The sequence below is a fragment of the Psychrobacter urativorans genome, assembly GCF_001298525.1.
GTDB classification, from domain to species: domain Bacteria; phylum Pseudomonadota; class Gammaproteobacteria; order Pseudomonadales; family Moraxellaceae; genus Psychrobacter; species Psychrobacter urativorans_A.
Map to the genome: position 1 here is coordinate 1,800,305 of NZ_CP012678.1, position 22,644 is coordinate 1,822,948.

The following is a 22,644-nucleotide window of genomic DNA, read 5'->3' on the forward strand; positions in this document are numbered from 1 at the left end:
GGATATTGATGTGAACGCATCCATAAATAGCTCGTCATACTCACAACCTACAACCAGCGCAGGATTTACCCTGATTGAGCTGATGGTGACGGTGGCGATTATGGCTATTATTGTGAGTATTGCTGCACCAAATATCAGTACTCAGCTTGCCAATCAGCGGGTAAAGGGTACAACTGCTACGTTAGTCAACGCCCTAAAAGAAGCCAAAGTAGAAAGTGTGATTCGTCGGCAGATAGTAACCGTAAGTTTTAATAATAATGGCACAGGTACGGGCTCAATCGAGCTTAAAGCTAACTCAAACGCTGTCGCCACGTATCGATATGATGCCAAAATCACCATTAAGGCTACTGGCGATGTTAAGTTTAAGCCAAATAAAACCGCAGATGAGATGACCTATACTATTTGTGATAGTAATACGGCAGCCTCTCCCAGACAGGTTAGTGTTAGTAAGCTAGGTAATATTACAAGTCAACTTGCAGGATCATGCACATGATTAGGCTATCGTATCAGCGCGGTGTCGGATTGGTAGAAGTACTGGTTGCTGTTTTATTATTATCAGTGGCAGTACTGGGCTTTAGTGCTTTGCAGTTACAAGCTATTAAAGCAACTGATGAGAGCTTAGTACGTACGCAGGCGTTAAGCGTTGTACGTGGATTGGCTGAAAATATGCGCGCCAATCCTTTAAAAATGCAAGCCTACCAAGATGCTATCAAAACCCCTGATGAAAGTAAGGCAGCCACTTGTAAAGAATTAAGTGAAAAATGTAGCTCAGAACAGATTGCTATAAAAGATGCAAATATCGCGGTCAAAAAACTTCAAGATTATGGTATCACTATAAGTATGGTGACTTGCCCTGGAACGGCTAATTTTTCTGAGATTAAATGCCTCATTGCCGCTTGGGGCAATACAAAACCTGAGATGAGTGACGACGCTAATGCCTGTGCTACCAGTACAGGCGTCTATAAAAGTGGTGGCACGTGCGTCATCGTGGAGACGTACTGATGAGCCATATTACTCCCAGACTCATATCTCATGATATCCGCCATCAGCGAGGGTTTACCTTAATTGAGCTGATGATATCACTGGTATTAGGGTTGCTGATATCGGCAGCGGTCATACAAGTTTTTATAACCAGTCAGCGCGTCGATCGGATACAAACTGCAGGCTCTGAGATTCAGGACAAAGCAGTATTTGGATTACAGACTATTGAGCCACAAATACGTCTTGCGAATTTGGGTAATGACGGCGTGGCTATTAATGACACGACAGCGATGGGCGGTGTTATTTTAACCGTCGGTAAGGAAGATGCTACTAATGTCAATGCTGCGGTAAAAAATGGTGATACCTCTGGCAATTTTGTAACACGCACGGTCGCTACGAGCCCCGCTACGTTAAGCAATACAGATATACCGAGTGAACAGCTGACCATTCAATATGTGAATACTACAGGGAAAGAGCTGTTTGACTGCGAAGGTGTAAATATTGAACCGAATGCGCATGTCATTACTCGTTATTTTGTCACCACAGGTACAGGTACCGGAAATGGTACAAGAAGAAACCTCAATCTTAATTGTGACGCTGGTCGTATAAAAGATAAAACAGCAGAAAACTTCACGGACAACGGTCAAACTATTATTGAGAATATTGATCAATTTAACATCCGTTTGGGCGTACAACAGTCTGTCGTCACCGCATCAGGTAAAGTAAGCTATGAATATGCCGATATGACTGTGGCGCAATATATGGCGTTGACCGATCCCAAGCCACCAATCGTCAATATTAGAATTGCTGTTTTAGCGCGTAGTACTGCGAACAGTCCTGAAGCAAGCGCTGAAAAATTTATCATATTCGGTGAAGAGCAGACTCTAAAAACACAAGGTAATGCGCCAAAGTATCTGCGCCGTGTCTATGAGTCAAATATTTTATTACGCAATGCGCGCGTCATGCGTATCATTGATAATAGTGCACCATAAACCATTGTTAGATAATTATTATTGATTAAGTAGATGACTCCAGCCTCAGATTTGATGGCTAATGTATATTAATAAAGGTAATTAGCCATGGATATCAATAGACATTACTCAACTCCCTCTACATTATCCAATCAGCACGGTGCGGTCTTGATTGTCGTATTGCTGTTTTTAATTCTTATCATGCTTGTTGGCGTAATTGCGGTACGTAACAGCAGCATCGACCTGAAGCTTGCGACCAGTGATCAGATTAATACCGTACTATTACAGTCCTCGGATAGTGTCAATAATAAGATTGAGATGTCAGTTAATGATGACCCTCAGAGTCAAGAACATAAGCAGATCATGAGCTTTACGGGCATCTTTGGCTATTATATTTTGAACAGCAGTGCCGATAATGACATTATTGACTTCTGTTATCGTCCGCGTACGGGATTTTTTAATATTGATAAAGCCGTGATACGTCGTAGTGCGGGTATGCTATTGAGTAATAATGAGGGCTACTGTGATCCTACCGTAATTGGTGATTATACCAGTGCTCGCAACACTACCATGACCCAAGTCATGATCAAAAATGTCAGTAATGTAGCTGGTACACGTGCCTTTGGACATATGACGCTTGGCTCAGACACTGAAGCCAAAACGGCGAAAATGCATACCTTTGCTATTTATTCGACTTCAGTACTGCCTTCTTATGGCAATGCCAAAACCGATGAGATCAAAGACTGCTTTAAAAAAGACGCCTCAGATAGCGCCGATGGTGTGTCCAAATGTATGACGGATAATAATATCCCGAACAAAATGCTGGTCGAGCAGGTTGATGTCGCTAATATTCAAAGCGGCGAGTTTTGTAATTTCTTTGGCAGTGGCACTAAAGGTAATAGCACCAGTGCGCTATGCAAAGACAGCTAATATATATAAAAGATATTATTAATAAATTGCTCAAAATAGATATTTCGTTATACAACGTATGTTCTATTTTTTACTACTTTCACTTTATAGCTTTTGCAAGATTGTCATTATTCTATGCATACCACTGCGTCTATTGTAGCCGTGCTCAGGAGATAACATTATGAAACCCAGAGATCTCAATCGTTATCATACGCCAGCAGAGACTGCCTGCGAGCATGGTGTATCACAACCGGTACATTCCGCCTTACGTATTTCAAGCGTCAGTGCCGCTGTACTCGGTATGCTGTGTATGACAGTGGCACAGGCTGCAGTGAATGAACAAGGGGTCGTCAGTAAAATGGGCGACTTAAGTATTTATCAGCCAGCATCGGCAGCGCGTACCAACCTGATGATGATGATTGATACTTCAGGCTCGATGGGTATTAGCTCATTGGTATTGCCAAAGAATAACCCATACGGTAGTCCAGGGGACGTAGATGTGGCGCTGTGTGACCGGATAGGTGTTGGTGAATATCAAAATAATCGCTCCACCACCAACAATATTTTCGAATGGAAGTACAATCTGATTGATAATACTGTCGGTAGTCCAACTAAAGGTCAAACTGCTATTTATAAAAGCGTTGTTATAGGGAATCAGACTTTCCCATATTATGTCCGTGGCTGTACTAAAACAATTGGAACTGGCAGCAACGCAAAAACCGTCACTGAGCTTGACCGCCTATCGCGTCTGAAAGACGCCCTGTTGCCACTGCTTGCCAGTGACCAAATCAGTAATAAAGTCTATATGGGGCTTGGGCATTTTTCATCTAAGACTGAGATGAGTATTGGTACGGCAACTAACAAGTTAGTCGATGGTCACTCAGGTCGTATACTCGTACCCTCAGCACCTTTAACTATTGCCCAGCGTCAAAAAATCGCTACCGAATTGGCTAACATTCAGTCACTTGACACCACTACCAATCAAGACGGTACTCCAAATGCGAATTTAAAACTGTCCAGTAATAGCTATCCAAATATTACTAAATCATCGAGTGGTACACCAACAGCCCACGCCTATGCGGAGGCTGGTGCTTATATGATGGGTACAGGCACAGGTACTGACAGTACTTTAACCAACATCACCAATATTAAAATTATTTATGATGGCTATATGGTGAAGCAGAAGTCTGCCACGGAAGGCAATCAAATCTACTTTGTTTGTATTGAGCTGGGTCCTAATGATACTACCGCTATCGGCGCTACCGTGAAGCAGTGTGTCAATAACTGGCCAGGTCGTGATGGTAATACTGTTACGAAGGGAACTGTCACTGGTGGTATTTACTACCCTAACGCGTCAGGCGGTTGGGGAAAAATTACTGATCAAGCAGATTTTAATGCTAAATTTAAAGCGGCTACTGGTAAAACAGTAGCGATGACCAATCTATGGGATACCTATGATAGCTTGCCTGTTGGTTGGCGCTATGGTGGTTGGCTAAAAGTAGCGCAAGAGCCGCTTGATATTGAGCCTATCGTTGGAACCGTTTGGGGTTATGGTGAAGGCATTACAGGTCTTGTGTCCTATCGAACCAACCCATTCACTCTAAAGCCAGACCTCGCAGACAATAATGTGGGCGGTTTTAGATATTCAGCAGCAGACACTAAAAATGCCAGTACTAATACTTATATCAAGGGTAGTAGTAAAGAGAGCTGCGATAGTAATGGTATTTACTTCTTAACCGATGGTGCGCCTAACTCTACCAAAGATAGCATGGCGCAGACTATTATTAATAGCTCTTTAACCAGTAGCTATAGTATTGCCAGTAAGCCATCAGGTCTGGTTTCTCCAAAACTACAGTCCAACCTTTTCCCTGGGGAAACAGGCGGCTGGGAGTATATCGGCGAGTATGCTAAGCGTTTATATGACGGCACAAAAAACCCGTCAGGTGCCAGTATCCGAACCGCAGTAGCAGGCTTTGGCTCATCGTTCTCTGGTATTCCCAAAAAATCTGATGGTACTTATGACTGCGATAAAGCAACCAACTTAGACGCCCAAAATGCCTGTAAATGGGGCGGGAAAGACTATGGTAATGGCGGCTTTTTTTATGCAGAAACGTCACTCGATATCGCTAATAGTGTGCAAAAATTCATCACCGACTTGAATCAAACCATCAATACCATTCCAGCAGGTACTATTAGCGTACCCGATGATCCCTATCAGACCAGTGCAACTTTACCCTATGCCTATCTACCACTACTGGAGCCAAAAGTAGGCGATACTTATCGAGTATGGCCAGGTAACCTTAAAAAATATGAAACCAAGAATGGTACTTTATATGGTAAAAATGGCAGTCGACTGTATAACAATCAAAGTGGTGCGTTAAAAGACAGCACGGCTGATTTATGGCAGCCGACTCCATATCTTGATTCAGGAAACTCAGCTGTCACTGCAGGTGGGTTTTATGCGCAGCTCACTGCTCCCAACTCGCAGTCACCAGCCAGTACCCGTAACGTATTTGTTGAGAACTATATTGGTTCTAATGCTGACCCAATCCCTGAGGGTGTGGTAAAAATTGCTGTGGCTAGTTCAGGTGAACCTATCGGTTTTCCTACTGTTAACGACGCTGTTTATTATAATAATCAAGGAGGCTTTGGGCTACTTCAATCCAAGCGCTTATTGCTTAACTTTTTAGGCTATAACATTCCTTATAACACTAGTGACAATACAGAGATATTTAAATTTAGAATGCAGGATTACTTACCGCTATCTCCTATCCGTCAAGTCGGTGGTGTGGTGCATTCAAAGCCTGCACTAGTCTCTTATAGTGCTGAAGTTGATGCAGCAGGTAATGTAACCGTAGATAATCGGGATGACTATCTATTGTTCGGTACGATGGATGGTGCGCTACACATGGTCGATTCGAAATCAGGCAAAGAGCAGTGGGCATTGGTATTACAAGAGATGTTCCGTAAGCAACCAGACGCACTGGTCAAAGATGCGATGGGTGATCTTGCCTTTGGTGTCGATGCGCCGTGGCTAGTAAGTGCCAAGTACCGTTATGGTAGTGAGACGGCAACCGGTGGCGAAAAAACACGTAAGGTATCATTATATAAACCCGATACCAATAATGCGAATGATGTGACTAACACCAGTAATTTCTTACCACTTGTCGCCTATGGTGGCTTCCGTATGGGCGCTGATGGTCTGTATGGATTAGATTTAGCAGATAAAAACTTACCGAAAATCCTCTTTAGTATTACCCCTGACACGGTTAATAGTAAACCTGTATTGCACCAAAACGTAAACGGTGTTCAGACCACAACCGTCAATAGCGACTATAGTAACGTTGGGCAACTTTGGAATACCGTCACCACCGCACGTATGAACATATCGGCAAGTGATAGTAAATATAGAGACGTCATCATCTTTGGTGGTGGCTACGATATGCAGTACGAAGACCCAACATTTAGTACAACGACTGCTACTCAAGGCAGTTCAATGTATATCAGTGATGCAAAAACGGGCGCTAAACTTTGGTCATGGGATAACCCTTATAAACATAGTATCGTCGCTGGGGTGACTGTCCTTGATCGCAACAATGACGGTCTGTTCGATCACCTATACTTCGCTGATATGGGCGGTAACGTCTTTCGCGCTGATTTTATTAATGAAAAAGCTAAAGCCTTTAGCAACGTGCGAGTGGTACGCATTCTCGATGCTTCCAAGCGTGATGCCAGCAACACGGTGACCAACCCTATTGCCTATCGTTTTTATAACCGTCCGATTGTGAGTTTTTATCAAGATAAGAGCAACTCATTGTTTGCACTGATTAATATCGCCTCAGGGGATCGTAGCTCGCCGTTATCCAAGCACCGCACGGATATCAAGCAAGCCAATAGACTGTACGGCATCATCGATAGTGACGTGACCCGCGAGGATATATTGACCGCTGAGCCGTCTACGTTGAAGATTAAAGAGCTGAATAGTAGTACAGATTTGGTTGAACTTGGTGGGGACAAACTGACGGCAAATACTGAGGTGGCTAAGCTGGCATTGACTCAACCGATGAAAGATAAGAGTAAACACGGCTGGTATTATCCATTGACCCGATTTAATGGGTTTGAAAAAGTCCCGCATATCAAGGCTATGGGCGACTACCGCGTGATTAACAATTATCTCTACGTGTCGGTATATGATCCAAATATGGCATACAGCAAAAAGAATATCTGTGAGGCGCAAGTACTAGGCGGCTCAGAGCATCAGCTCTACTGTCTGCCTTATGGCGTGTGTATGGATAAGGACAATACCTCAAAAACGGGCACTGGCGGCTTTATCTCCGCAGGTGAGGGTATTCAAGAATTAAGCCTTGGCGCGGTCAACTCAGCCAATCTCAATACCACCGTATTACTAGGTACACGCACGCTTAGTGAACGCGCAGTCAAGCGCTTAAACTATGGCGCGGATAGTAACAAAGGTACTGCACCCAATCCATTTTTAACCGGTAATGAGATTACCGATTCGAACAGCTATGGCGGCGCTAATACGACTAATGGCGATGGCGCAATGGCAGACTTGCTATTCCGTGACCGTTTTGTGTTAAAACCGACCCAATGGTATGAGGGTAACTGATGAACAGCCTAGCCAGTACGCTCGCCACGATGCTGAAATCTAATATGCTGAAATCTGATGGACAACATCAGCATAAAGGGCAAGATAAAGCCAAGCTGCACCGCAAGCAAAAAGGCTTTACCTTAATGGAGATGATGGTTGTCGTCTCTATTATTGGCATACTGGCTGCCATCGCCATTCCTAGCTATCGCCGCTACGCCATTGTCAATGCGGAACGCGAAACCCAAGCCAAGATGCTCCAGCTCCAGATTCAGCTCGATCGTTGGCGCAGCTCCGCGCTTACTTATCAAGGTTTTGTCCCACAGAAACTAGTGACCGTTAATAAGATCACTACGACCAGCTACGAGTATGATGCGAGTAATAATACCATCTATGTGCCAACTGGCAGTACCGCCACTAATTATCGTTATAAAATAACCCTTGTCGATGGTGAAGATACGACCAAGACCTTAATCACTTCAGGGCTCGATAGCGCCATTGGACGCACATGGAAGATGCTGGCAGAACCTAGCACTACGGGTATTGCTAAAGGTGGCGATGTTATCATGCTGACCAGTACTGGCATGCGCTGCAAAAATACCAGTGTGGCTCTCACAGCCAGCAACTGCGGCACAGGACAACAGGAATGGTAATGACCAATAGTACGATTCATAAAGCCCAATCATTCCCACGGCACAAGCTAACGCCACAACGGGGCTTCACCCTCGTTGAGCTGATGATTGTGGTCGCCATCATCGGTATTCTCGCTGCGATTGCCTATCCTAACTATCAGCGTTACGTCATCAAATCCAAGCGCACCGACATGATGAGCGAGATGCATAATATCGCTACGCAAATCGAAAGTCGCAAACTGGCACAAGGCAGCTATAGTGACGCCTTGACGACAGGATTAGGCGGTAATTATCCTCAGCAAGGTGTTGCGCTCTACGCCATTACCTTTACCCCCAGTCCGCTAACCGCCATTTGGACCATCACCGCCACACCAAAGACAGGCACTCAAATCGCGACTGATGGTACACTTACTTTAAACCATCAAGGTATCAAATGCCGCGGCTCGGTCTGTAGTACGGGCGATGATTGGAATAAATAACCCTTTATAAACTGCAATAAAATAAACAAATTTTGTCGATTTATATATAGAGCTGACAAAAATTGTCAGCTAAAATTACCATATAGGCCTAAATATTATCTAAAGTGACCATTTTAGGTAACTTAACAGTAACATTAGCGCACTGACAAGAATGGTCGCTAATAGTAAATGCCAAAAGCCACATAAATCCGCTTATCTGCTTTTCTTTATCTATACCTCCCCTGCATACCGATATAAATATATCGTTCTCTATAAGCGTAATAAGCGTATCGTCACGCTTGCATCGTTACTCCTCATTATAACCATGGCTATCGTCGTCAATACTGTCAGTAATACCAAAAAAATTAAATGAAGATAAAAAGTTGGCACACTACCTGCAACATTAATAATAAGACAGTCAGCAAGTGCACAATACGCTTAACTGACCTTACGATATGAATACCCCATACTTATAACTGGCAGACAGTGACCCACTCCGGATTGGATGGTTATTACCCTGTCGGCATATTACCCAAAAGGATCTACTATGAATACTATGCAAAAAGGTTTTACCTTAATCGAACTCATGATCGTTGTTGCCATTATCGGTATCTTGGCTGCGATTGCTATTCCTCAGTATCAGAACTATATCGCTAAGTCGCAAGTATCCCGTGTAATGGGTGAAACTGGTGCACTGAAAACTGCCTATGAAGACTGCTTAAATACAGGTAAAACTGCTATTGATGCTTGTGACATGGGTTGGACAGGCTCTGATATTATGAGCATGACAACGTCACCAGTAACGTCTGTTGCAGGTACAGCAGTAACAGATGGTAAGAATAAAGCTACTCTTGCTACCAATGGTACGATTGTTGGTACGTTTGCGGGTAATGCATCTGCTACTCTAAAAGATGCAACTGCCAAAACAGTTACTTGGACTCGTACTAATGAAGGAAGCTGGACTTGTACAACTACTGCTCCAAGCAAATATGCTCCAGCTGGTTGTCCAACTACAGTAGCTAAAACTACTGGCGGTTAATATAAAATCAGTAAATAGTAAAAGTAATAAAAAAGAGACATAGCGACTATGTCTCTTTTTTTTGATTTTATATTCAGTAAAAAGTGTCTCTTATGATTAGTTCTGTGCATACTTCTCCAAGACAGGCATCTGCTGTTCTAGCACTTAGCTTTCTTATCGGCTATTTAGTCATTAAACTTTATCTGATAGATTACTTTGATATTGAGTATCTAGTGAGAGGTTGGTTATTTATTTGTATTACGCCACTCATAGTCTTGGCTTATATCCAAAATCCTTATAAAAGAGGTAAGCAAGACCTAAGTCCTATCAATAATATTCGTGTTAAAAGTAAAACAATAGTCTTTTTATTGCAGTTTATTATTATTTATATATATGCCTTCGCAGTAACACAATCAGGGCTTGCGGATTATGCACCATTCGTTAATGACTTGTTTTTTACCTTTCCATTAATTATGGCTTTATCTGTAATTTATATTTTTTTTTCAGATAGAAGATTGCTTGAGCCAGAAGATGAATATGCAAAGATTGGCGCAATGCTCAATAGAAGAACTCCGCTAGATAAAGCTATTTTACAAAAATTTTTATTAAAAACAGCGGTAAAAATTGTGTTTGTGCCGTTTATGTACAGTGGGTTTTTGGGTAATTTAAGCATTTTGCTCAATACGGCATGGCATTTTAATAGCGGTGCGGTCAGTCTGTTACTATTTAATTTTGGCGTCAGTATCGATATGTTGATTGGTATCTTTGGTTATCTATTCAGCTCAGCGATTATTAATAACCAAATCATCGATACCGATAGTAATTTTTTGGGTTGGTTATTCGCCCTTTTATGTTATCCACCTTTAGTTTGGATTATGCGCCAAGTTAATGACCAGCAAGACAGCTTAGTCTGGAATCAACTCATTCCGCAAGATAATATCCTGTACTGGATTTTATTTATCATTATAAATATGACATGGGTTGTCTATTGGCTGGCGACCTTTGAATTTGGTATGACGTTCTCAAACTTGAGCTATCGTCGCTTGATTGATAAAGGTGTCTATCGTTATAGTAAGCATCCGGCATATATCGCAAAAAATATCTATTGGTGGTTATATACCCTACCTTTTATGGGTGTGGCTTTTATCAGCGTGGAGTGGTGGAAAAATATTTTAGGGCTAACCTTTGTCAGCCTTATATATTATGGTCGTGCCAAAAGTGAAGAGCGCCACTTAATGAAGTTCCCTGAATACCGTCAATATTGCAGCGACATAGAGAAAAAAGGAATCTTCCGATGGTTAAAAAGCTATCCTACTTACTGATTTTTTTGGTTATGCTACTGATTTATGTAATGGAATTTTCAATATTACAAAGTATTCAAAAACCGTTTGTCTTGAATAGTTTGCAATGCGAAGGGATAAAAAGTAAGTGGTTAAAAGAAGTTGCTCGATACAGTATTGAAGACTTGGGTTATGCAAATCTGCAATTGTCTTATATCGACCCTGAAGGCAAGCAATCGGGCTGTACCGCTGGTTGGGAAGGTTTGCCCTACTTAACTCAAAAAATTGATGATAATACTATATTTGCTTATGCCAGTGTCACTAAGCTGTTTACTGCTGAATTGATATTAGATTTGGTACGAAGAAAGCAAATTAACTTGGATGATAAGTTAGTCAGTTTTTTACCTGAGCTAAAGAGTAAGGCTCTAAAAGATGCAAGAGTTGCCGATATAACGATATCTGATCTTCTCTCGCATAGAGCAGGTTTTGATAGGAACCTCACTCCTGACACTATGTCAAACTCATCACCTTGGTGTCCTTATAAAATTGAAACTTTACAGCACACTGTTCTGGATTTTGAGCCTAATAGCAAAAATATATACTCAAATTTAGGCTATTGCTTGCTAGCTCAAGTCATCGAGAATGTCCATTCAAAAACTTATTTTGAAGTCAGTCAAGGTTACTTCAAATTTAAAAATAGTCACCTTTACTATATACAAGAGCAGAAGAATGATAAATCAAAAGTACCTGACATAAATAAAAACAAAGATTTAAATAATTTTGATTTTTATGCTTTATTACCTGTAGGTGGCTTAGCAGGTAATAGTGATTACTTAGCTAAATATATATATAATATGGATAGAAGTACATATCCTAATATAACTAGCCGGCTTGATATTGTAAATTGTGATATAAAACAAGTTCGAGGATGTCATGGATTTTCGGGTTATGAATATTCAATTAATGATAAACTAACTCTATATTGGAGAGAGGGTAGGGTTCCAAAGACTCTCGCTTTAGTCTCTATGGATAGTGATGGTGGTGTTCTGTCTATTTTGTCTAATTCTGAAAATGAAGTTATATGGTTGAATAGTAATCAGCAACTATTACAAATGATTTATAATTCCTATTTAAAGCAATCAAAGTAGTAAAAACTTTGAATCTAAAGTACAAGCTTTAATAAAAGCTAAGAGTTGGATTTTTATATCTAAAGTAATAATGGCATACGCTATGCAATAAAGGTAGTAACCTTATTTACTGTGACATCACCGCCATGACTACACTCAATAGCCCAAAAATATCCCAAAACCGTCACCACCTGACTCAATCTGGCTTTACCTTGATTGAGCTGATGATTGTAGTGGCGATTATCGGGATACTAGCAGCGATTGCGATACCACAATACCAAATTTATGTTGGCAAAACCCAAGCCATGCGCGTGATTAATGAGCTTGGGCAGTTGCGACTATCAGTAGAGGAATGCTTGCAAACCGGACGTGATGATATCGGACTGGGTACGAATGAGTGTGACCCACGCGCTACCGCGTCCAATCTCATTATCGGTGGCTCACAAGTGGGCGTGGTGTTGCCCAATAATGTCGGTGTGGCACAGCTGAGTAATCCGCTAACCCTCACGTCTACGATTACTGCCACAATATCTACCCAAGTCACCCCAACGATAGCGGGTAGAAAGGTGGCATGGTTACGGAGTAGTGAGGGCTCTTGGAGCTGTCGCAGTAATATTACTGCGGTTTATTTACCTGATTCATGCGCTTATGATGCTAGCTTATAGGCTAGTGATTGAGCAAAAATTTTACCAATAAAAAACCACCCAAGCGCATATCGGCATTGGGTGGTTTTTTTTTATTTTAAAACGTTACGCTGTTTTAAATACTTACTTTTCTAAATACTGCAATTTGTTCTCAACACCATCCCACTTTTCAGCGTCTGGCATACTGTCTTTCATCTCAGTGATGTTCGGCCATGTTTGCGCCAATTCTTCATTGAGCTTGATATAGACTTCTTGACCTTTTGGCACTTCGTCTTCTGAGAAGATAGCATTGGCGGGACATTCAGGCTCGCATAGTGCGCAGTCGATGCACTCATCAGGGTCGATGACGAGGAAGTTAGGTCCTTCATAAAAACAGTCCACAGGGCAGACTTCGACACAGTCGGTGTGTTTGCAAAGGATACAATTATCTGTAACGACAAAGGTCATGGCGGCGGCTACCTGTGGTTGATTCGGCGTATAAATGCATACTACGACTGAAAAAAGGGTGAAATAAATAAACGCGAGCTAAAAAGCGTTTAAATAAAAATAAGGCATATTTTAGCGCCTTTATGCCCATTTAACAAACCCATTTAGTGATTAATAAGTTGTTTAAGCTGATACAGCAACTCTAACGCTTGTTTTGGCGTTAGGCTGTCAGGGTCAATGGCAGTGAGCTGATGATAGACGCTAAATAATTGTTTTTGTTGTTGATTATCATCTGAATGACGGTGTTGGGTGTTGCTGTCAGCCGCAGTGATAGTCGTATTATTATCATTATGGGGCAGTCGTTTATCCTTTCCTGACTTAGCTAAGTCAGTTTTGTCATCAACTATGCTATTTTTAACAGCGCCTTTATCGGCATTTAGCGTCTCGTGTAGGTAACGCTTGGCATCATCTAGCACGTCTTTGGGAATACCTGCCATCTTGGCGACATGTAATCCAAAGCTAGAACTTGCTGCGCCGTCGCGGATTTGATGCAGCAGCAGTAATTGCCCGTCAATATCACTGGCGGCAACGTGGACGTTACGAATGCCGTTCGCTTTTTTATTATTAAAACGTTTGCTATCAGTGTTATCCGTCTGTGCCAATTGGGTCAATTCAAAATAATGGGTGGCAAATAAGGTCAAGCAGCCAATCTCTAATAGGCGATTGACACAGGCATGAGCAATCGCTAATCCGTCGGTGGTTGCCGTACCGCGTCCGACTTCATCCATTAGTACTAAGGATTTATCGGTTGCTTGGTTTAAGATATTGGCGGTTTCTATCATTTCTACCATAAAGGTGGATTTGCCACTGGCAAGGTCGTCCGCTGAGCCAATGCGGGTAAAGATACGGTCGATATCACCGATAACGGCGCGCGTGGCGGGCACGTAGCTGCCGACATGGGCAAGCAAGACGATGAGCGCGGTTTGGCGCATATAGGTAGATTTGCCGCCCATATTAGGACCAGTAATCATCATTAATCGTTCAGAGTGTCCTTTCCCTTTACCATTCACACCATCAAAGCTGCAACCCAGTTGACAGTCATTGGCGACAAATGTGCTTGGCTGTTCAGCGTGAGGGTAGTTTTTTGCATTGAGTGCGGCTTCGACCACCACATGACGACCGGCGATGATGTCGATACTGGTGCGATGTTGTGGTTCTGATTTTTGCGTATTGCTAATATCGCCACTCATCATCGGACGTTGCCAATGATGAATGCGTGCCAATTGTGCCCAATTACTGAGGACGTCTAGTTGGGCGATTGCCGCGCTTAATTGTTGCAATGCGCTTAAATGGCTGCTTAGGGTAGTGAGAATGTCTTGATACAGCTGCTTTTCACGTGCCAATGCTAAAGTTTGCGCGCTGAGATATTCTGTCTCGAGTGTCTTTAGCGCATCGGTGATAAAGCGTTCGCTACTTTTAAGGGTTTGCCGACGGATAAAATGGCTGGGCGCGTTTTTGGCTTGCGTTTTTGGTAGCTCAAAATAAAAACCGCTTACTTTATTAAAGCCGACTTTGAGACTGGGCAATTGGTGCGCGTGGCGCGTTTGTGCTGCCATGTCATCAAGGGTGGCTTGAATGTTGTCATGTAAATGGCTCAGGCGGTCAAACTCGCTATCATAGCCTATGGCAATCATGCCGCCATCACGAATATGTGCCGGAGGCTCGATGATAATGGCACGTTCAATTAAGTCAGCAACGGCTTGCACTGCTGGCAGCTGCGCGGGTAATTGCTGCATCAGCAGAGGTAATAAGCCTGCGTGTTCAGCCTGAATGCCAAAATCAGTTAATAATGTCGTCAGTTGATGACTGCTCGTAATACCATCAGCAAGTTTGCGCAAGTCGCGTGGCTTGGCACTCATCAGACCTATACGACTGCTGATACGCTCGATATCGCAAATAGTATTTAACGTCGTGCGTAGATTGTTAACCAGTTGAGGGTTGGCATCTAATAGACGCGTTATGGCATCCAAGCGTTGATTGATACGGCTATGCTTGCGCAGTGGACGCTTCATTTGCTGCATTAATAGGCGTTTGCCCATCGGGGTTTTGCAATGATTGAGCACGGTTATCAGTGCCGTGCCGTTGGCGCTAACGGGCGTGAATAGTTCCAGATTTTGCTGACTATTGGCATCAACAATAAGGTAGTCGTCATTATGCTCGACAATCAGCTGATTCACTTGTGGCACATGGCGTTGCTGGGTTTGTCTGGCGTAGTGAATCAGGGCGGCGCAACTGGTTTGGCTCAGGATAGCATCGGCAATGCCGAGTCCATCTAGGCGTTGCACTTCAAATTGTTGGCACAATGTGGCGCTGGCATGGTCACGGTGAAAGTCCGTTGCTGCCACTTCGATAATGGGGCAATCAAGATGCGTCCTTAGCCACAGCAGCCAGTCTTCTGTGATGGCTTCGCTGATAATACATTCACTGGGCGCAAATCGTGCCAACACAGTGAGCATTTGTGCGCGTAGTTCTACTGATGCTTGTTCAGGCTGATGAGTACTGTCAGCAGCGCCTTTATGCTCGATACTAAAATTTTGCGTGGTTAATGTGCCTGCTGCTAAATCTAATTGGCTAATTGCTGCTTGCAACGGTTGATGACTATTACCTTTAGGAATTGCAATATCAATCGCCACCACCGTGGGCGTATGATTGGGCGCAATCAGGGCATCGTCAGTAATCGTGCCTGCGGTCAGGGTTTTGACCACTTCACGACGCATAATGGTCGGCTGTTTGGCTTTGCCTTTTTGAGCGTCTTTATCTGTTTTTATCGTATTGTCTTTTTTACTTTTCTCACCCATGACTGGTGTTGTGGCAGATGCATCATCAATTTGCTCACAGACCACGACCGTTTGCCCTGCCGCAATCAACCGTGCCATATAACTATCAGCGGCATGAAACGGTACACCTGCCATGGCAATCGTGTTGCCTGCTTTATCCGTCCCACGGCGCGTTAAGGTAATATCTAACAACTGGGCGGCACGTTTGGCATCGTCAAAAAATAGCTCATAAAAATCCCCCATCCGATACAGCAATAGCGCATTGGGATAGTTGGCTTTCATGGTCAAGTATTGCACCATCATTGGCGTATGGTCGGCTAAATCGTAGACCGCATCGCCTATTGTCAACGTTTTACTGGTAGCCGATTCTAATGCATCGGTGTTGAATGCAAGGGTATTTTGAACGGAGGGTTTAACAGGCATGCACAGTCTCTTATCAGTCTTTTAAAAAGGTCATACGCTTCAAGCAGTCATGGGCTCAGAACCATAAATGTTCTGTTATCAATACTTCAAAATAGCCCGATAACCATAAAAAATAGCGGTAGAATGAGGGCTATTTTAGCATAATTGACCCCCTTTAAACGTGCGCAAATAACTGCTCACTGCCCTTGTATCCATTAGCTGCATAACCATATATAATATCGACACACTTAATTGGGCGATACTTGATTAGGTAGTACTGAGTCGCTAGAAAGGGGTCGGGTGGTAAAGGGGCGACAGGCTCGTTTGTGCTGTAGCAACTTTGCTAAAATGACTGCGCTAAAGTGACTTTGCTGATTATCGAATATTTCCATAGGTTAAAAAATTATGTTATCAAAGATTGTAGGCAGTGTGGTTGGCACCAAAAATGAGCGTGAACTGAAGCGGATGCGTAAAGTCGTCGCTAAAATTAACGCGCAAGAGGCGGTCGTACAAGCCTTATCTGATGAGCAGCTACAACAAAAAACCCAAGAATTTAAAGACCGTTATCAAAACGGCGAAAGCTTGGATGCGTTATTACCAGAAGCCTTTGCCATTTGCCGCGAGGCGTCCTTGCGCGTCAACGGCATGCGTCACTATGACGTGCAGCTGATTGGTGGTATCACCTTGCACGAAGGCAAAATCGCAGAGATGAAAACCGGTGAGGGTAAAACCTTGATGGGCACCTTGGCGATGTATCTCAATGCCATCAGCGGTAAAGGCGTGCATTTGGTCACGGTCAACGACTATTTGGCAGCGCGTGATGCCGAGTTAAACCGTCCATTGTTTGCCTTTTTAGGCTTAACCGTTGGCGTGATTTACTCGCAGCAACCCGCGCAAGAAAAAGTCGATGCTTATCAAGCGGACATCACTTACGGTACTAATAACGAATACGGCTTTGATTATCTGCGCGATAATATGGTCTTTAGCTTGGGCGAGAAAAAACAGCGTCCACTAAACTTTTGTATCATTGATGAAATTGACTCTATCTTGATTGATGAGGCACGTACGCCGCTGATTATCTCTGGACAAGCGGAAGATTCGTCGCGGATGTATGCATTGATTAATACCATTATTCCATTGCTTATTCGTTCAAAAGATGAAGAAGCCAATAAAAATAATGAAGAAGAAGACTTTTGGATTGATGAAAAAAATCGTCAGATTGAGATTAGCGAAAAAGGCTATGAGAAAATCGAGCGCTTTTTAATTGAAGTGGGCGAACTGGGCGAAAATGAAAGCCTGTATAGCCCTAGTCGTTTGCCATTGCTCGCACACGTACAAGCCGCCATTCGTGCTCATCATGTCTTTGTGAAAAACGTCCATTACATCGTTGATGACGGCGAAGTGGTTATCGTTGATGAAAATACCGGTCGGACTATGCCCGGTCGCCGTTGGTCAGAAGGTCTGCATCAAGCCGTCGAAGCCAAAGAAGGCGTTGAAATTCAAGCGGAAAACCAAACCCTTGCGACCACCACTTTCCAGAACTTTTTCCGTCTATATGACAAGTTGTCTGGGATGACGGGTACAGCGGATACCGAAGCCGCCGAATTTAAATCGACCTATGATTTGGATGTCATCGTGATTCCAACCCATGAGCCGATTGCACGGATAGACTTAGAAGACCAGATCTTCTTAACCAAACTGGGTAAATATCAAGGCATTATCCGCGAGATTAAAGAGATTCAGGCAAAAGGTGCGCCCGTATTGGTCGGTACGGCAACTATTGAAGCCAGTGAAGAATTGTCTTATTTGCTTGATCAAGAAGGCGTCAAACACAACGTCCTAAACGCCAAGCAACATGAGCGCGAAGCCGAAATTATTGCGCAGGCAGGTAGCCCAAAAGCGGTGACCATTGCTACCAATATGGCAGGTCGTGGTACAGATATTATCTTGGGTGGTAACTGGCAGTCGTTTATTGAAGACATTGAGGCGGTCAGTCCTGAAGAAATGGCACGTCTAAAAGCCGAATGGCAAATCAAACATGACCAAGTGGTTGCGGCAGGCGGTTTGCATATCGTTGGTTCTGAGCGTCATGAGTCACGCCGTATTGATAACCAGTTGCGTGGTCGTGCCGGTCGCCAAGGTGACCCCGGTATGTCGCGCTTTTTCTTATCGTTAGAAGATGACTTAATGCGTATCTTTGCCGGTGATCGCGTCGTTAATATGATGCGCGCCATGGGTTTGAAAGAAGATGAAGCCATTGAGCATAAAATGGTCTCAAGATCGATTGAAAATGCCCAAGGTAAAGTTGAAAGCCGCGATTTTGATGCGCGTAAAAACTTGCTGAAATATGATGACGTGGCGAATGATCAACGTAAAGTTATCTACGGTCAGCGCGACGACTTACTGGCGGATATGGACTTAAAAGAGGCCATTGAAGCGATGCATTATGATGTCTATAACGCCATGATCAACCAGTTTATTCCACCAGGTTCGGTCGATGATCAATGGAATGTTGATGGTCTTGAGGATGAACTAGAAAACGAATTTAAGCTCTATATGCCGATTAATGATTGGCTAGATGAAGACCGCCGTCTCGATGAAGAAGGGCTGCGTGCGAAGATTATTAATACCGCGCTTGAGCATTATCGCGGTCGCCGTGAGCAAATGGACGTGCAAAGTGCTGCCCAGCTTGAGCGTCATTTCATGCTACAAAGTCTTGATAAGCACTGGAAAGATCATTTAACGCAAATGGATCAGCTGCGCAAAGGTATCCATCTGCGCGGTTATGCGCAAAAGAATCCTGAGCAAGAGTATAAGCGCGAGTCGTTTGAGCTGTTCCAAATGATGCTGGGCGCGATAAAGTCAGAAACGGTACAAGATTTATCACGCGTACATATCCCAACCAAAGCAGAGCTTGAAGCATTAGAGGCGCAACAACGCGCAGATGCAGCACAGATGCAGATGCATTTTGAGCATGACGAGGTGGCGAATTTAGCAGGTGATTCGCAACCAGAGCCAGATGCACGTGCGAATGATCAGATGCGTGTCAATCTAGGTGGCGCTGCGGCTGCTGGTATAGAGGGCGCCGCTGATAGTGCTGAACCTAACCCTTATGCAGGGATGAATATCAGCCGCAATGCACCGTGCCCATGTGGTTCTGCGCTTAAATACAAGCAATGTCATGGCAAAATATAAAGGCTAGCACATTTTTTATAATGTCTGCTTTATAGTATTCATTAGAAAAACCCATCGCGATTGCCGCCATGGGTTTTTTTATCGTCAGTCATTATTCAGCTTGACACTATTTAAACACTGAAATGACACATAATAAGCGTTAAAATGTACGCTATAGTGAGTGCTTACAAATTCAGCATAGGCGTGAATAGTTGGACAAGCTATAGTATTGACCATATTAAATTAGGAGAGTGTTATGAGTTTAGGGCATTTACGACCTTCTGTATTCATTATGACGTTACTAGCTGGCGCTATCAGCATCAGTGCGTGTCAACAGAAACAAGATCCTGAGCCAAATCTAGAAGACGGTATTAATGCGGAAGAATCGGTTCCAATGTCAGCTGAACCAGCCGATCCTAATATCACCGTCTTAGCAACCGATGACGCCGCATTGAACGAAGCTGCCGATGACACAGGTGCGAATGCTGACTCAGGTTTTACAGAAATGACTTATTTATGCTCACCTGAGTTAAAAGTAGACGCGACCTATGAAGGTAACGAAGTCGTGATTGGCACTGATCAAGGTACTTTAACCTTAACCCAAACCAATGACGGTACTAATCCTGAAGTCTATGAAGTAGCAACCGCGATTGATGGTGGTGAAGGCTTTACGCAGTGGCGTGCGGCTAATGAAGAGCGTGCGACTGGCATATTACGCATGGCTGGTGCCGACGAAAGCAAGGTAAGTACCTATGACTGTAAGAAAACAAAATAAGTATGATTATCAATCCATGATATAAAGCCAAAATATAAAAACAGCATTGTATCAGCCAAATAAAAAAAGCAACGTTTCCGTTGCTTTTTTTGATGATAATAACTGATGATTATGAATAAGCATTTAATAAAAAATTTTAGAAAGGGTAAGATTAATATCTATTTATTAACAGCATTATTTTTTATGATGGCGTGTACCTTCATGCTCTAAAAAACCTTCTTCTTGTACATTTAGCTCTTCGTGTTTGAGCTCAACCTGAATACTATCAGTATGAATATGCGTGGTTTTGTTGACTGCCACTTCTTGAATCGCATAGGTATCTTTGGTAATGGTCGCCACTTGGCGCGAAATAATAATTTCAATCGGCTCATCACCAATCTCAACCTGCTTACCATTAATCGTAACGACCGCGTTACTGTCTAATGACGGCTCAACATGGCGTAATATATCCTTTTCATCATAATTTCCTACCAGTAGGTATTGACTCTCATCGTCATAATACTCAGTGCGGACAGTGATATACTCTTCAATCAATTCAATAGGGACGTTAATGGTCTTGGTACGTGCATGCTTAGTGACCGTTACTTTACCAACATCTAAGCGTTCTTTATTTATAACTGGACGCTCTTCTAATAGTTCTAAATGCCCGCCATGACCGGTTTTATTGACTGCGGTTGCGGCACTACTATTATTCGAGAGACTATCGGGCGCGGGCAATTTATTTTCAGAACTATGGTTTGCGATTCTAGGATTATCAATTCTAGAATTAGTAACTCTAGCCACATTCGCATTTGCGATATCAGTAGAGAGTAAATCAGGGCTTATGCCTTGCTCGATATTCGTATTATCGTTATTTATATTATTGTTAGTCATGGTTTAAGTCCTTTTTAAATGAGCACTATTATTAAATCATTATTATGAAACCACTGTCATAAAACCACTGTTATACGAGCAAAATTTGTAGCGATGTCAGTGTTAAAGATTGGTATTAAAAACCGTAAATATATTAAGAGTAAGAGAGTATAAAAAAGATTACTTTATTATTAAATATAGTGGCTTAACATAAAAAAAGACCAGAGACAGGCTCTGATCTTAATTTACTGAGTACAAACGCTCAGTGACTAACTATTATTACCTTTATATCTTTTATCAACGATACTGCTTATTAACAACATCTGTTATTAACAATATCTCTTATTAACAACGCTAGTGATATAAGAGGAATAATTGGTGAGCTTATTACAAACCACGAGCGCGGCGTACATCTTCAGCAGTGATATCATCACGGGTGATAATATTGCCTTCACGGTCAACGACGTTACCATCGCGGTCGATATCTAGCTCTTCACGTTGGATAGTTTCAACGATGGTTTCAGTATGGCTTTCGGTAGTTTTACCAACAGTCACTTCTTCTGCAACATAAGTTTCCTTGCTCACACGAGCACGTTCTGCTTGTAGTTCAACTTCAATGGTTTCATTGCCATTAACATCACCGATACGGCGATCTGTTGGACGGTCAACGTTAGTGCGTTCGATATGTGCATGCTCTTCTTCAAGATTCACGTCAACATTACGCTGTTCAGTCACCACATGCTTACCAACTTTTACTAAACCGGCAATGATACGGTCTTTATTAACAGTCAGACGCTCTTCTAGTAGCTCAAGCGTGTTTGGCGCGTTATAAGCATGGTCTTGAATTTCCATGCGTTCTGCAACGGGAACAGTGTCTGCAATAAAGGCTTTACGGTCATTTTCATACTGCTCTTTATAGCTGTACTGATAATCGTGGTCGTACGTCTCCATTGCTTCAACTTGCGCTTTGGTTAAGCTGTCAAAGAATACGTCATCACCAACAATACGAGCAAGACCTGCTGGTACCAACACTTCTTTTGAGCTGAACCAACCACCTGCATCAACGATTAAATAACGAATGCGACCAGTGGTATCTTCTACCAATGCGCCATCAATTTTACCAATTTTGTCTTCATCGACGCCATAAGCAGTTTTACCTGTTGGGTCATAATAGTCATCACCAATAAGATCACGATGTGTCGCTTGAATATCTTGTAAACGGACGAGTTGACTCATTGTTATATTCCTTTTATGTGAGTAAATTATTTATCTGAGTAAATTATTATTGAAATAAATGTTAATGGTTAGAACTAAGATTCAAAATAATAGCGTTAAAAGTTAACGCTGATTTTAAATCTATCGTTGAATAATAAATGGCAGGTTGGTTTTTCTAATTTCTTTTGCTACCAAAAATGATTAATTATATTTAAGCTATCAAGACAATTAATCACTGCTCCATCAACTTGTCATTATCGTAACACTGAGATTTTCATGGAGATATATGAGCAAGGTAGCAAAGTGTGCATCTGACGTAATTACGTGTAATGGGCTG

At 42.7% G+C, this 22,644-nt stretch carries 17 protein-coding genes; 13 read left to right on the forward strand and 4 right to left on the reverse strand.

Annotated elements, in window-relative coordinates:
* Nucleotides 1–10: 10 nt before the first annotated feature.
* The 11 genes from AOC03_RS07790 to AOC03_RS07840 all read left to right on the forward strand — a co-directional run bounded on the left by AOC03_RS07790 (nt 11) and on the right by AOC03_RS07840 (nt 12,647).
* Nucleotides 11–493 carry a prepilin-type N-terminal cleavage/methylation domain-containing protein gene (locus tag AOC03_RS07790; RefSeq protein WP_084785806.1) on the forward strand — a complete coding sequence of 161 codons (483 nt, stop codon included), beginning with the start codon at nt 11–13 and terminating at the stop codon, nt 491–493.
* Nucleotides 490–1,002 carry a type IV pilus modification protein PilV gene (gene pilV / locus AOC03_RS07795; protein ID WP_062534823.1) on the forward strand — a complete coding sequence of 171 codons (513 nt, stop codon included), beginning with the start codon at nt 490–492 and terminating at the stop codon, nt 1,000–1,002. The genes AOC03_RS07790 and pilV overlap by 4 nt, the downstream gene beginning before the upstream one ends.
* Nucleotides 1,002–1,973 carry a PilW family protein gene (locus tag AOC03_RS07800; RefSeq protein ID WP_062534826.1) on the forward strand — a complete coding sequence of 324 codons (972 nt, stop codon included), beginning with the start codon at nt 1,002–1,004 and terminating at the stop codon, nt 1,971–1,973. The genes pilV and AOC03_RS07800 overlap by 1 nt, the downstream gene beginning before the upstream one ends.
* Nucleotides 1,974–2,060: 87 nt before the next feature.
* Nucleotides 2,061–2,882 (forward strand): PilX N-terminal domain-containing pilus assembly protein, encoded by an 822-nt coding sequence (locus tag AOC03_RS07805; RefSeq protein WP_062534828.1) that lies wholly within the window; start codon nt 2,061–2,063, stop codon nt 2,880–2,882.
* A gap of 160 nt (nt 2,883–3,042) precedes the next feature.
* Complete coding sequence (locus AOC03_RS07810) at nt 3,043–7,488, forward strand: hypothetical protein (RefSeq protein ID WP_062534830.1); 4,446 nt, start codon at nt 3,043–3,045, stop codon at nt 7,486–7,488.
* Nucleotides 7,488–8,120: a type IV pilin protein gene (locus AOC03_RS13010; protein ID WP_269465100.1), complete on the forward strand. Its 633-nt coding sequence runs from the start codon at nt 7,488–7,490 to the stop codon at nt 8,118–8,120. Before AOC03_RS07810 ends, AOC03_RS13010 begins: the two co-directional genes overlap by 1 nt.
* Nucleotides 8,120–8,578, forward strand: coding sequence for a type IV pilin protein (locus tag AOC03_RS07820; RefSeq protein ID WP_062534832.1), 459 nt, complete (start codon nt 8,120–8,122; stop codon nt 8,576–8,578). The genes AOC03_RS13010 and AOC03_RS07820 overlap by 1 nt, the downstream gene beginning before the upstream one ends.
* A 526-nt stretch (nt 8,579–9,104) precedes the next feature.
* The gene (locus AOC03_RS07825; protein ID WP_062534834.1) at nt 9,105–9,596 is read left to right on the forward strand and encodes a pilin; all 492 of its coding nucleotides are present in this window, start codon (nt 9,105–9,107) and stop codon (nt 9,594–9,596) included.
* Nucleotides 9,597–9,688: 92 nt separating this feature from the next.
* The gene (locus AOC03_RS07830; protein WP_062534836.1) at nt 9,689–10,897 is read left to right on the forward strand and encodes a methyltransferase family protein; all 1,209 of its coding nucleotides are present in this window, start codon (nt 9,689–9,691) and stop codon (nt 10,895–10,897) included.
* Nucleotides 10,870–12,003, forward strand: a complete 1,134-nt coding sequence (locus tag AOC03_RS07835) for a serine hydrolase domain-containing protein (RefSeq protein ID WP_062534838.1) — start codon at nt 10,870–10,872, stop codon at nt 12,001–12,003. Before AOC03_RS07830 ends, AOC03_RS07835 begins: the two co-directional genes overlap by 28 nt.
* A 125-nt stretch (nt 12,004–12,128) precedes the next feature.
* The gene (locus tag AOC03_RS07840; protein ID WP_062534840.1) at nt 12,129–12,647 is read left to right on the forward strand and encodes a pilin; all 519 of its coding nucleotides are present in this window, start codon (nt 12,129–12,131) and stop codon (nt 12,645–12,647) included.
* Nucleotides 12,648–12,749: 102 nt separating this feature from the next.
* On the opposite strand, the gene fdxA is transcribed toward AOC03_RS07840, so the two are convergent.
* Complete coding sequence (gene fdxA / locus AOC03_RS07845; RefSeq protein ID WP_062534842.1) at nt 12,750–13,073, reverse strand: ferredoxin FdxA; 324 nt, start codon at nt 13,071–13,073, stop codon at nt 12,750–12,752.
* 143 nt (nt 13,074–13,216) lie between these two features.
* Nucleotides 13,217–16,312, reverse strand: a complete 3,096-nt coding sequence (mutS, locus tag AOC03_RS07850) for a DNA mismatch repair protein MutS (protein ID WP_062534844.1) — start codon at nt 16,310–16,312, stop codon at nt 13,217–13,219.
* Between the two features lie 384 nt (nt 16,313–16,696).
* On the opposite strand from mutS, the gene secA reads away from it, so the two are divergent.
* The gene (secA, locus tag AOC03_RS07855; protein ID WP_062534847.1) at nt 16,697–19,486 is read left to right on the forward strand and encodes a preprotein translocase subunit SecA; all 2,790 of its coding nucleotides are present in this window, start codon (nt 16,697–16,699) and stop codon (nt 19,484–19,486) included.
* 235 nt (nt 19,487–19,721) lie between these two features.
* On the forward strand, nt 19,722–20,240 hold the full coding sequence (locus AOC03_RS07860; RefSeq protein ID WP_062534848.1) for a hypothetical protein: 519 nt from the start codon (nt 19,722–19,724) through the stop codon (nt 20,238–20,240).
* A gap of 174 nt (nt 20,241–20,414) precedes the next feature.
* Here AOC03_RS07860 and AOC03_RS07865 read toward each other — a convergent pair whose 3' ends face one another.
* Both AOC03_RS07865 and AOC03_RS07870 read right to left on the reverse strand, forming a co-directional pair.
* Nucleotides 20,415–21,113 carry a YsnF/AvaK domain-containing protein gene (locus AOC03_RS07865; RefSeq protein ID WP_062534850.1) on the reverse strand — a complete coding sequence of 233 codons (699 nt, stop codon included), beginning with the start codon at nt 21,111–21,113 and terminating at the stop codon, nt 20,415–20,417.
* Nucleotides 21,114–21,479: 366 nt separating this feature from the next.
* Nucleotides 21,480–22,328: a DUF2382 domain-containing protein gene (locus AOC03_RS07870; RefSeq protein WP_062534852.1), complete on the reverse strand. Its 849-nt coding sequence runs from the start codon at nt 22,326–22,328 to the stop codon at nt 21,480–21,482.
* Nucleotides 22,329–22,644 lie beyond the last annotated feature (316 nt).

Excerpts from the sequence above, each read along its gene's own strand:
- pilV (WP_062534823.1), top strand. The coding sequence starts at position 490 with ATGATTAGGCTATCGTATCAGCGCGGTGTCGGATTGGTAGAAGTACTG.
- AOC03_RS07800 (WP_062534826.1), top strand. The coding sequence starts at position 1,002 with ATGAGCCATATTACTCCCAGACTCATATCTCATGATATCCGCCATCAG.
- AOC03_RS07805 (WP_062534828.1), top strand. The coding sequence starts at position 2,061 with ATGGATATCAATAGACATTACTCAACTCCCTCTACATTATCCAATCAG.
- AOC03_RS07810 (WP_062534830.1), top strand. The coding sequence starts at position 3,043 with ATGAAACCCAGAGATCTCAATCGTTATCATACGCCAGCAGAGACTGCC.
- AOC03_RS13010 (WP_269465100.1), top strand. The coding sequence starts at position 7,488 with ATGAACAGCCTAGCCAGTACGCTCGCCACGATGCTGAAATCTAATATG.
- AOC03_RS07820 (WP_062534832.1), top strand. The coding sequence starts at position 8,120 with ATGACCAATAGTACGATTCATAAAGCCCAATCATTCCCACGGCACAAG.
- AOC03_RS07825 (WP_062534834.1), top strand. The coding sequence starts at position 9,105 with ATGAATACTATGCAAAAAGGTTTTACCTTAATCGAACTCATGATCGTT.
- AOC03_RS07830 (WP_062534836.1), top strand. The coding sequence starts at position 9,689 with ATGATTAGTTCTGTGCATACTTCTCCAAGACAGGCATCTGCTGTTCTA.
- AOC03_RS07835 (WP_062534838.1), top strand. The coding sequence starts at position 10,870 with ATGGTTAAAAAGCTATCCTACTTACTGATTTTTTTGGTTATGCTACTG.
- AOC03_RS07840 (WP_062534840.1), top strand. The coding sequence starts at position 12,129 with ATGACTACACTCAATAGCCCAAAAATATCCCAAAACCGTCACCACCTG.
- fdxA (WP_062534842.1), bottom strand. The coding sequence starts at position 13,073 with ATGACCTTTGTCGTTACAGATAATTGTATCCTTTGCAAACACACCGAC.
- mutS (WP_062534844.1), bottom strand. The coding sequence starts at position 16,312 with ATGCCTGTTAAACCCTCCGTTCAAAATACCCTTGCATTCAACACCGAT.
- secA (WP_062534847.1), top strand. The coding sequence starts at position 16,697 with ATGTTATCAAAGATTGTAGGCAGTGTGGTTGGCACCAAAAATGAGCGT.
- AOC03_RS07860 (WP_062534848.1), top strand. The coding sequence starts at position 19,722 with ATGAGTTTAGGGCATTTACGACCTTCTGTATTCATTATGACGTTACTA.
- AOC03_RS07865 (WP_062534850.1), bottom strand. The coding sequence starts at position 21,113 with ATGACTAACAATAATATAAATAACGATAATACGAATATCGAGCAAGGC.
- AOC03_RS07870 (WP_062534852.1), bottom strand. The coding sequence starts at position 22,328 with ATGAGTCAACTCGTCCGTTTACAAGATATTCAAGCGACACATCGTGAT.